4 protein-coding genes and 1 pseudogene are annotated in these 9,368 nt (G+C 62.0%); 2 read left to right on the plus strand and 3 right to left on the minus strand.

What is annotated here, in order from left to right; all coding sequences use genetic code 11:
* Positions 1-108 precede the first annotated feature (108 nt).
* Positions 109-324: pseudogene (locus ORI27_RS32270) on the plus strand (integrase core domain-containing protein); the annotation flags it as partial.
* Between the two features lie 325 nt (positions 325-649).
* Here ORI27_RS32270 and ORI27_RS32275 read toward each other — a convergent pair.
* From ORI27_RS32275 to ORI27_RS32285, 3 genes are all read right to left on the minus strand, one after another.
* Entirely contained in the window at positions 650-4,594 is a 3,945-nt protein-coding gene (locus ORI27_RS32275; RefSeq protein ID WP_266001312.1) for a virginiamycin B lyase family protein, read from the minus strand.
* A 534-nt stretch (positions 4,595-5,128) separates the two neighbouring features.
* Positions 5,129-5,794: a hypothetical protein gene (locus ORI27_RS32280; RefSeq protein WP_266001313.1), complete on the minus strand. Its 666-nt coding sequence runs from the start codon at positions 5,792-5,794 to the stop codon at positions 5,129-5,131.
* Between the two features lie 598 nt (positions 5,795-6,392).
* Positions 6,393-6,788, minus strand: coding sequence for a hypothetical protein (locus tag ORI27_RS32285; protein ID WP_266001314.1), 396 nt, complete (start codon positions 6,786-6,788; stop codon positions 6,393-6,395).
* 298 nt (positions 6,789-7,086) lie between these two features.
* Here ORI27_RS32285 and ORI27_RS32290 point away from each other — a divergent pair, with 298 nt between their 5' ends.
* On the plus strand, positions 7,087-9,297 hold the full coding sequence (locus tag ORI27_RS32290; RefSeq protein WP_266074060.1) for a sensor histidine kinase: 2,211 nt from the start codon (positions 7,087-7,089) through the stop codon (positions 9,295-9,297).
* The last annotated feature ends 71 nt before the right edge of the window (positions 9,298-9,368 follow it).

The raw sequence follows: 9,368 nt of genomic DNA on the forward strand, positions 1-9,368 counted from the left end.
CCACCACCGTGCGCCGTCACGAAGAAGAAATCCGCCGCCTACGAAAAGCAAAACCTGACTGAAGACCCACCTTCAACAGCAGAAACCGCACCAAGATTAGCCGGATAACCGTGGCAGAACGCCTGGATCGAGTCGTTCAACGGCAGACTGCGTGACGAGCTGCTCAACTCGTGGCGCTTCGACTCGCTGCTGGAAGCCCAGGTGATCATCGAGGACTGGCGCTGCGACTACAACGCCAACCGGCCCCATTCCGCCCACGGAGAACTCACCCCATCCGAGTTTGCCCTACAGTGGGCCACGACCCACCAACCGAAAGTCGCATAGCGACTGGACCACCAAACGGGTCCCCCTCACGAATCCCGCCGCTACCTCGGCCTGGAAGTCCTCAGCAAATCCCGCACCGACCCCACCCCATCAACCGAACAGGAGGCCACCCCGGCGGCACTGACCGCCTGACCCAACCCGTCGAAGAATCACGCGACGACTTCGTACACCACGCCCCTGGACTTGACCCGAGAGCAATATTTGAAACACGACGACCTGGGAAACTTCACACCAGACACATACGAGCCCGTTATCTCAAATGTGGTCGATTTCGAGACACGCTAGGGATGGCGAGAAGATCGCAGGAGAGAGACGCAGCGAGTCGTCAGTACTCAGGTAACTTAGGTATCAGCACGCCCTGGAAACGGACAATCGCAGCCTTCACCTGGGCGTACTGGTTGGGCGTGTTGTACATGAATTGTGCACTGTCGATGCGATAGGTCTCTATGCTTGCGTGAGCGTCGTTTCCGGGCACTCCTGATGTCGCCCTAAATAGTTGATTTTTATCCTGCGCTTCACCAAGTCGCCAAATGTAGTCGGCCGCCTTCTTGGCGAAGTATTTGGATAAATCAAGATTGTGCAGCAAGAAAGCTGCGGCCAATGTCCCGGCTGCTTCGGCGGGTATTGGAGGCACGGGATCGAGCGTGTCCTGAACATGTAGTACCGCGTCGCCTGGGATGGGAGATTGAACAATTGGCGAGGCGAAGGTGATGACGGTGGTGACCAAATCGGGGTAGTGCGCTGCGAGGTTCTGTGCATCCATACCGCCTTGGCTGTAGCCAACTAGCATGATTTCCTTGACGCTGCCACAGTTCACCGTATCGGCCTTGCAGGCGGCGATTGCATCATCGATCTTCTTGACCTGGTTTGCCTTTATTATGTTGATCGCGGACAGCAGGTTCATAAGTTTTGATTGATCGCCCACGAGCCACTGGCTGAAATCCGTGCCGCCGACATAGACGATTAACCGGTTCTCGCCGTCATCGCCGTGGACTGTCTGCACGACAACGCCACTCCCGTCGGCGTCAGGATCATCGAAGTCAGCATCAGGATCGTACTCTTTCGTCGCTTCCTCGCGAACAAAGTTCCACAACCCTCGCAAGGATTCCGGTGCGTGGGTGTAAGAGATGGTTTCGTCCTGCGTCGCATTCGGCAGTGGCGCGGTTCCTGGTAATGCAATTCGAGACGCGAAGTAGGTCGTGGTTGAATTGGCGGGATCCTGGTCAAAAGACCAGTAGTAGACACCATCGTCTCTCACCTTCAAAGGTGTCGTCCACGTTAGGGGACGAAGATCGATGGGCGCGACGGTGTGATTGATCGGGTCGACAGCAATCACACCTGTAAGCGTTGGCATGATCACGTTTCCGTCAGGGCCTACAACGATCTGAAGACACCAATTACTTAACCCGAGCGGCATTATCTGATCAACCGAGTAGTCAGGATGAAGGATTACGAGACTTGTGCTGCGGTCCGATGCACGGTTAGCGGCGATGTAGATGCTCCCTTGAGCATCAACTGCAAATCCTCCCTGGGGCCGCAGGCCGCCTATTCCATCTATTTCGTGGACGGAAACCGATTTGAGGTCGGCGGCGACCACAACAAGTTGAGAACCATCCGTGAGGTAGTAGGCGCGTCCGTCGGCGTCGAAGGCTACGCCATTGGGAGCGAACGGAACCGGATCGGTAGTTTCCGTTACGTTACCCGCGCTGTCGATGACGGCGAGATGATATGCGGCTGAGTCATCGCGGGTGATGGCGTAGAGACTCTGGTTCGGGCCTATCGTCAGCGAGGCGATCAGACCTCCTGGCGAATGGTAAACCTGCCGAATCTGAGAGCCTTCAGGGGCCGAAAAAACGACCTCGTACAGCGTTCCAGAGTCCGCGATATAGACGCGGCCATCGTCGGTGACTCTGATCGTTGGATTGTCCACCGCGAATGGCAACTTGGCGTTCTGGGTCAGCACTCCTGTCGGGTCACTGACGCCGATATAATCGCCGATGTAACCGCTTCCGCCCATGTCTTTGTAAACTTGGCCAGCGACATAAAATTGCCCGTTCGGGCCGAACTCCACCCTCAGAGAACCCATGTAGCCGACTTCTTCGTCAGGCAAAGGGACAGCGAATGACTCCCCGACTTGCGTCGTTACCGTTGTGATGTCGTAGTTGGGAAGGGTGATCCAGTAAGGCGTGATCACCGACATGAAGACGTTGTAGGCCTTGTCGGTAAGAAAGATTTGTCCCGACGTTCCGACCGTCACCGTGTGGGTGTCTACACCGACTGGTAGGACATCGACGACCCCATTCTGGCGACTGATGGTGAGGGTGTCGGATCCACCATTGGTGACGTACAGGTTTCCGTTCGCGTCGATGGCGACATCGTTGGGATAGGTGCCAACTTGGATTGCGTTGGCGGAGAAGGACTGTGGGTTGATGGACGTGATGGTGCTGCCGACACTGTTGGCCACATACAGGGTGCCGTCAGATCCCGAGGCGATGGCCGTCGGCCCGTGGTTGACGGCGAGGGCCGTTGATTCGTAGGCATGTAACCCGGAACTGCTCACGATCAGACCCTCTGCTGACGGGAGGTCGGCGAGCGTCAGCAGAGTGACCGAGTCGTTTAGTGGGTCGGTGACGGCGATGGTGCCATCCGGGGTTACTGCGATGTCGTAGGGGCTGATGCCGTCGAGTATCAGCGTGTCTGCGGCGAAGTCAGCGCTGGGGTCGATGAGGGTGATGGACCCGTCACCAAAGTTGGCCGTGTAGATGCGGCCATCAGGGCCGGTCGCGATGCCTGTGGGTGTCGCGCCGACCGCGATGGTGCGCTCCACTTCGTAGGTGGTGGTGTTGAGGACCGTGACGGTGTTGTCGGTGGCGTTGGTGACATAGATTCTGGTGTCGTCACCAAAGGTGATCGCCGATGGCCCTTGTCCGACCGTGATTGTCTGGAAGTTTCCACCGGTTGGGTCGGTGACGGTGAGGGTGTTGTCGCCGGAGTTGACCACCCACACTCGCCCGTCGGTGCCAACGGTGACGGCTTGGGGGTTGCGTCCCACCTGCACAGTGGTGGTGACCTCGTTGGTTGTGGGGTCGATGACCGAGAGGGTGTTGGCCCCGGAATTGGTGACGTAGACCGTGCCATCGGCGGCGACCGCAACCGCGGACGGGGTACTACCGTCGCGGGCCAGCAGGGCAATCAGGGCATCTTGGGACACCGACAACGGCACAGCAACGGTGACCAGGGTGTCTAGTTGTCCGTCGGAGGCGGTGACGGTGAAACTCGTTGTTGGGGTGGTGCTTCCCGCCCACGCGGAGACCAAGCCGGTCAGGGTGGGAGTGAAGCTCCACTGCCCGGTTTCGGCATCGACGTTGGCGCTTCCGTACATCGAGACGCTTGACAGGGTGTAGGTCAGGGACGCGGCGGGAGTACCGCCGGTGATCGTGCCGGTGATGGTGCCGGTGTCAGGGTCGGTCGCTGTGATCTGCACTACCGGCACTTCACTATTCGGTGGTGGGGTGATCGTGACCGTCGCGGTGGCACTCGCTGATCCGCCGTGACCGTCCGTGACGGTCAGGGTGACCACATCGCTGCCAGTGCCGGTGCCGGCGGCGGCTTCCCGGGCATCCTGGGTGGGCAGGTAGGTCACCGTGCTGTCGCCGTTGAGCGACAGCGATTGGGTGCTATCGGTGCCAGTGACATTTACTATTAACGGATCCGGGGTCGCTGATGCGTTGTTGTCAGGATCAGAAACCGTGTACGTGATGATGACCGCCCCGTCGGCAGCAGGGTCACTGACACCGGTGACGGTGATCTCCGGGGACTGGTTGACAGCGGTGACAACGACCGTCACGGTTTTCGTGCTGGTACCGCCGCGTGATCCGATCAGCCCGAAGGTCAAGAGGTGGAGCAGTCCGGGCAGGCCGTGGAGGGCGAACCCGCTCGCGGCATCACTGACACTGACCGCAAAGGCATCCACACCGCCGGTCATATGCGCCCAAGCTGTATCAGGGGTGTAGGTGTAGGTCCCGTCGGCAGGGTTGATATCCACCGTGCCGTGCACGGGTTTCTGAGTGACGGTGTAGGTCAAGGTCGCGCTGTCCGGGTCGAGGGCACCCAGGTCGCCAGTAACCACACCGGAACCGTTTTCACCGGTCTGGCGAGGATTGAGGGTGGGGGTTTGGTTGTTGAACAAAGCCCCCAAGGCGCGAAAGAACCCGGCAATCGGATCCGAGGAGCTCGCCTGGGCCTGGGCGATCTGCTGGCCATAGGTCACCACCGCTGCTGGCTGAGCCACCGCACTCTGTGGCTGGGTTTGGCGTGCGGAAAAGGCCGACCCAGCCACAGGCGAGCCACTTTGCGACGAGTTGCCAGCACTGAGCCGACGCACGGAAGAAGACACAGCTGAATGCGCCCTCAGCGGTACGGGACGGCTTTGTACCGACCGAGATCCGGAACTCGCAGTGGCGGTACTCCGGCGTGAACCGCCGGTGCCGTGGGCCGAGGAGCTGTGTCTGGCAGCGGGACCTGCGGCCGCTGACGAGCTGTCCTTTGATGTCGGACCCTCAGCGTGAGCCATCCCGGACCCGCTGGCCAACGCAGCCCCCACTCCGAGGGTCAGTGCACTAGCACCCAGCCATCCATACGGCTGACGACGATGTGTCCGAGTTCGATGCCGACCTGCCCCATGCTTACCCCGCACCTTTGCCACACGACTCCCCAGCTATTAGCGACTCGATAGATAACTACCAGTCAATTGACAGGTTTGCAGGCTATTTGTGCACTGTTCATTCGTGTTTCGGGGTATGCCTCATCGCACGAGCGGTGTCTCGAGGCAGTCGAGGCACATATACCTCCCATCCATATCAGCCGAACTGACCGGATTCGTGATTCCCGGAGCAACGAACGCGTTCTCTGCGAACTGACGGTCACCGTCGGGTTCGTCGAAGTAGCCTTCGATCACGACAAAAAAATCAGTTCTGACAGAATTCCCTGTCGCAACTGGCTTCCGGAAATTTGTCGCAATCCGTTGCTTGTCGCTGCAAGCTCCGCCGTCGGAGTCGTACTGCGCAACGAGGAGTGGGTGGATTGCGTAGCGGCGTTTGCCATGAAACACCAGGTCAATGGCGATTCGAATCGGGGTATCGAACCCTGTTGTTGTTGCCGTTGCGACCGCTCGGCCGAATACGACTGCAGCCGTCTCGAACTTGGGCCCATCACCGCACACCTTTCCCACGATGATCGAGCTGTCATTGGGGTGGCTCTTGCCCCGCACATCGCTGAACCTCGACGGGTCGCTCAGTGAAAGTGCTAGATCGTAGGAGTAGCCTTTCGAGTTCTCGAACGGCCACGTGTCGCGCAAGGTCAGGGTTGTCTCAGCAGCATTCGCTACGGCTGCCGATGTGGTGGGGGCCGCAGGCTGCGCTGAGATGGCGTCGATCCGGTCCGAGGGCGAATTCAACGCGAAGTTGAGCACGATAGCTATGACTATGGCGACCGCCACGCCTCCGACGACGAGCGCGATCGTTGCTTGGGGGTTCTTCCAGGACCGCGGCTGCGGTCCTGCTGGTGGGTACGGGCTCTGGGACCGGGGTGGTCCGGGTGTCTGCGCGGGATGGTTGAGTACATGGGACTGTTCGGGGCCAGGGATCCAGAACGTCCATCCTGGGGGTGCGGGAGGCCAGTCGGAGGGTGGATACCATCCTGGCGGAGGCTCCCAGCCTTGGGTAACAGGCCAACCGGGTGGCGGGTTGAACACGAAGCGTGTCATAGATGTTCTCCCTAAGAACCGCTTTGAGCGAGCAGAACAGTTCGCCCTTCCTCCGAGTGGACCGGCGAGGTGTCCGAGCCGTCGATCGAGATGACGATGAACCAGCGTGCTCCGATGGCTCGACGCAGAAACCCTACCGATATCTGCTCTGCAGTTCGCGCGCAACAGGATCCGGCCTTTACTATTGCTGCCACACGAGCGCGGCCCGAACTACGAGCCCGAGGGGTATGTCTGCGCGCCTGGATGGTATCGCCAGCCCGAATCGATGATGGCCGCCCGACCGTCGCGGCTACACGCTCTCGCTTCAAGGGTTGTCGGAGGTGCAGATGATCTGGCCGCTGATGCGGTCGCAACGCATCAGCGGTGGCGCAGGATCAGGATTGTCGGGGATCACCCAGTCGCTCAACAGGTTGCCGGGGTCGACGCGGTGGGAACCGTAGGGCAGTTCGTCCATATTTCCGGGGTTGAGGTTGAAGTTGTTGGTCCACATTCCCGGCAGCGCTGTGCCAGGTTTGGCGCACGTGGTGTACACCCCGCCCACCGAAACCACGGCATGGGTACCCGGGTAGGCCTGCGCACAGATCTCATCGGCGCTGACCACACGGTCAGCCTGTGCCGGCGCCGCGGCTGCAAGCGCGGCGGCCAGCACGGCCGCGCCGACGGCTCCCGCGCCCACGGCTGCGGGGTATCTGTTCCGCATCCCAAGAAGCTCCTTCATGTGCCCGGCCGGATTGAACCGAACCATCGACCGTGTCGACGGAATCGTCAGCAATTATCAGCTGACACCATGCGGTATGCCTATCGTCCCAACGGACGACAACGGTCGCGGGTACACGTCGAGAGCACCAAAAGGGCCCCACGCGAGGTTTCCGACGACGCCGGCAGTAGTTGGCGGGCCGGCCACGATCACCTCCGCGCGTCGGGACGCGTGCCTCTACCAATGAGGACCCGAGTGTACATGCGGCGGGGCATCGGGACCCACGAAGAATCGCCGCCCGGTGCAGCGGTCTGGAGAACAATGGATCCTCGTGGAGCAGGGCTCGTTGGTTGGCGATGTATCTCAGCAGCAACTGCTCAATAGGGCTGCTGACATCGGCCTGCTCACGCGACACGCAGCGACGCTCGTCGTCGTGGTGGTCGGGCTGTTCTTGCCGGGCCCGCCGTTGGCCGGTCGCGTGCTGTTGACTGTTGTGGGTGGCTGGTCGCTGTATCGGCTGCTCACTCGCAAGCATGGACCCTTGTTGCTTTTCGTCGACTTCGCGTGCGTGCTGGCTGTGTGCGTCGGGTTGCCGCTGATTGCCCCCCACCCGGACTTCTATACGCACAACAGTGTGCCAGCGGCGATCACCGGGACCGCGGTGGTGACTTTCGGGGTGAGTCTGCCGGTGCGCCTCAGCCTGCCGATGACGGTGGTGATCGCGCTGAGCTTCGGCGCCGGGGCGGCTGGCGTGGTCGGGTGGGCGATGCTACCGGCCGTTCCGGCGCTGTACTACTTTTTCTTGCAGTGGGGAAATGCCACCCTGATGCGCACGCTGGTGCTGCGGGTCGCCGCGGCGGTCGACCGATCGCGACAGGACCGGGTGGCTGCCGAGGTCGACCATGAGGTGGCGCGTGCGGTCCGAGACGCGGAGCGTGAGCATCTGGCCCTGCTGCACGACACGGCCGCCTCGACACTGCTGATGGTCGACCAGGCTAGGGTGGCGCCGCAGCGCCTGGCCGCCCAAGCCCGCCGCGACCTCGAGGTGCTGGCGCATCGCCCATGGGAACCCACGCACGGGCGTCTCGACGTCGTCGCCGCGCTCAGACGGGCGGCCGTTCACATCGACACGCCGACATCGTTTCGCGGAAGAGAGGACTTGTGGCTTGACGCGGGCACAGCCACCGCGGTGATCGCAGCCGCCCGCGAAGCGATGACCAATGTCGACCGCCACGCCCGCGCCACCTGCCTGACCATCGCGGTCGGCCTGCAAAGGGTCACACTCACCGATGACGGCGTCGGATTTGCCCCCGACCGGACTTACTGCGGTCACGGGGTCGCTGACTCGATCACCGCGAGGATGCAGCGTGCCGGCGGGTCGGCGACGGTGGCATCGACTCCTGGGTGCGGCACCACGGTCGAACTCACGCTCCCGACAGCGGCCAACGCCGGTGATGACGAAGCCGCCGACACGAGCGGCGACCCCGAGCGGCTTGCCGAACGCATTCACGTGGTCTTCGGGCTCGGATTGATCGTTCTCGCGCTGGCTGTCCTGGCATCAACGATTCCCTACGGACTGACACATTCCGATCCGGCCGCCCCGCAGGTCCTGCTGGCCGCGCTGGCAGCGATCGCACCCCTGGCCGCGATTCCGGGCATCCTGGCCGGCCGCTGGGGGTTCGCCTGGCCGGCAACCCTTGTGGTGGCCGCCGTCACGATCGTTCAACCAATACTGCTGCCCACCAGTGAACTCGGCGGACAAGCGCACTGGGCACAAGGAGCGATCGGATGGTGTTTGATCCCCCTGCTGCTCGCGCTGCCCACTCGCCGGGCCTCAATGATCCTGTTGGGATTCTGGCTGCTCGCCGCAATCGTCAGCCTCGCGCGGCTACCCTCGTGGGCGCTGCTGGCCAACTTCGGCTTGGGGACCGCCAGCCTGTTCGGTGTCCAACTCGTCGCCTTGTTGTTCACCGGCCTCGTCCGCTCCGCTGCCATCGACATCCACGACGAGGTCCGCGCCCGCCAGGAGATCCTCACAACCGAAAACTCTGCGGCCGCGATACGCGCCGAGTACCACACCAGCCAGCTCGACCACATCCGCGCCGTGACACCACTACTGACCACCCTCGCCGCCGGAGACCCGATCACCGAAACCGTCCGACTGCAGGCCCGCATCCAGTCGCAGCGCCTGCGCGCGCTGTTCGACCAAGAGAAGATGCTCGACCACGTCCTGGTGAAGGGGCTCAGACCCGGCCTCGACGCCGCCGAACTCACCCAGACCGCCGTCGAGATGCATGTTCACGGCGAGCTCCCGGATCTCGACGACGACGCGGTGTCGTACCTGGTGCGACCTGTGAACCAGCTGCTGCACAGCAGGCTGTTGTCCGCGCGCATTGTGATCAGCACGTCCGGCGACGAGCTGACTCTCAGCGTGGTCGCACACCACGGCATCGGCGCCGCCGTGGTGCCCCACCTAGACCGTATGGGGAGGCTGGGGCCTCGCCACATGTGATCGTGGGTTGCCGTCAGGAGTGGGTCCTGGCCGGTAGAGCCACAGATGTGGATGGAGGCCCCAGTGAAGGT

This window comes from Mycobacterium pinniadriaticum (assembly GCF_026242045.1).
In the GTDB taxonomy this organism is placed as follows: domain Bacteria; phylum Actinomycetota; class Actinomycetes; order Mycobacteriales; family Mycobacteriaceae; genus Mycobacterium; species Mycobacterium pinniadriaticum.

Coding starts and splice junctions, on each gene's coding strand:
- ORI27_RS32285 (WP_266001314.1), bottom strand. CDS start 6,788: ATGCGGAACAGATACCCCGCAGCCGTGGGCGCGGGAGCCGTCGGCGCG.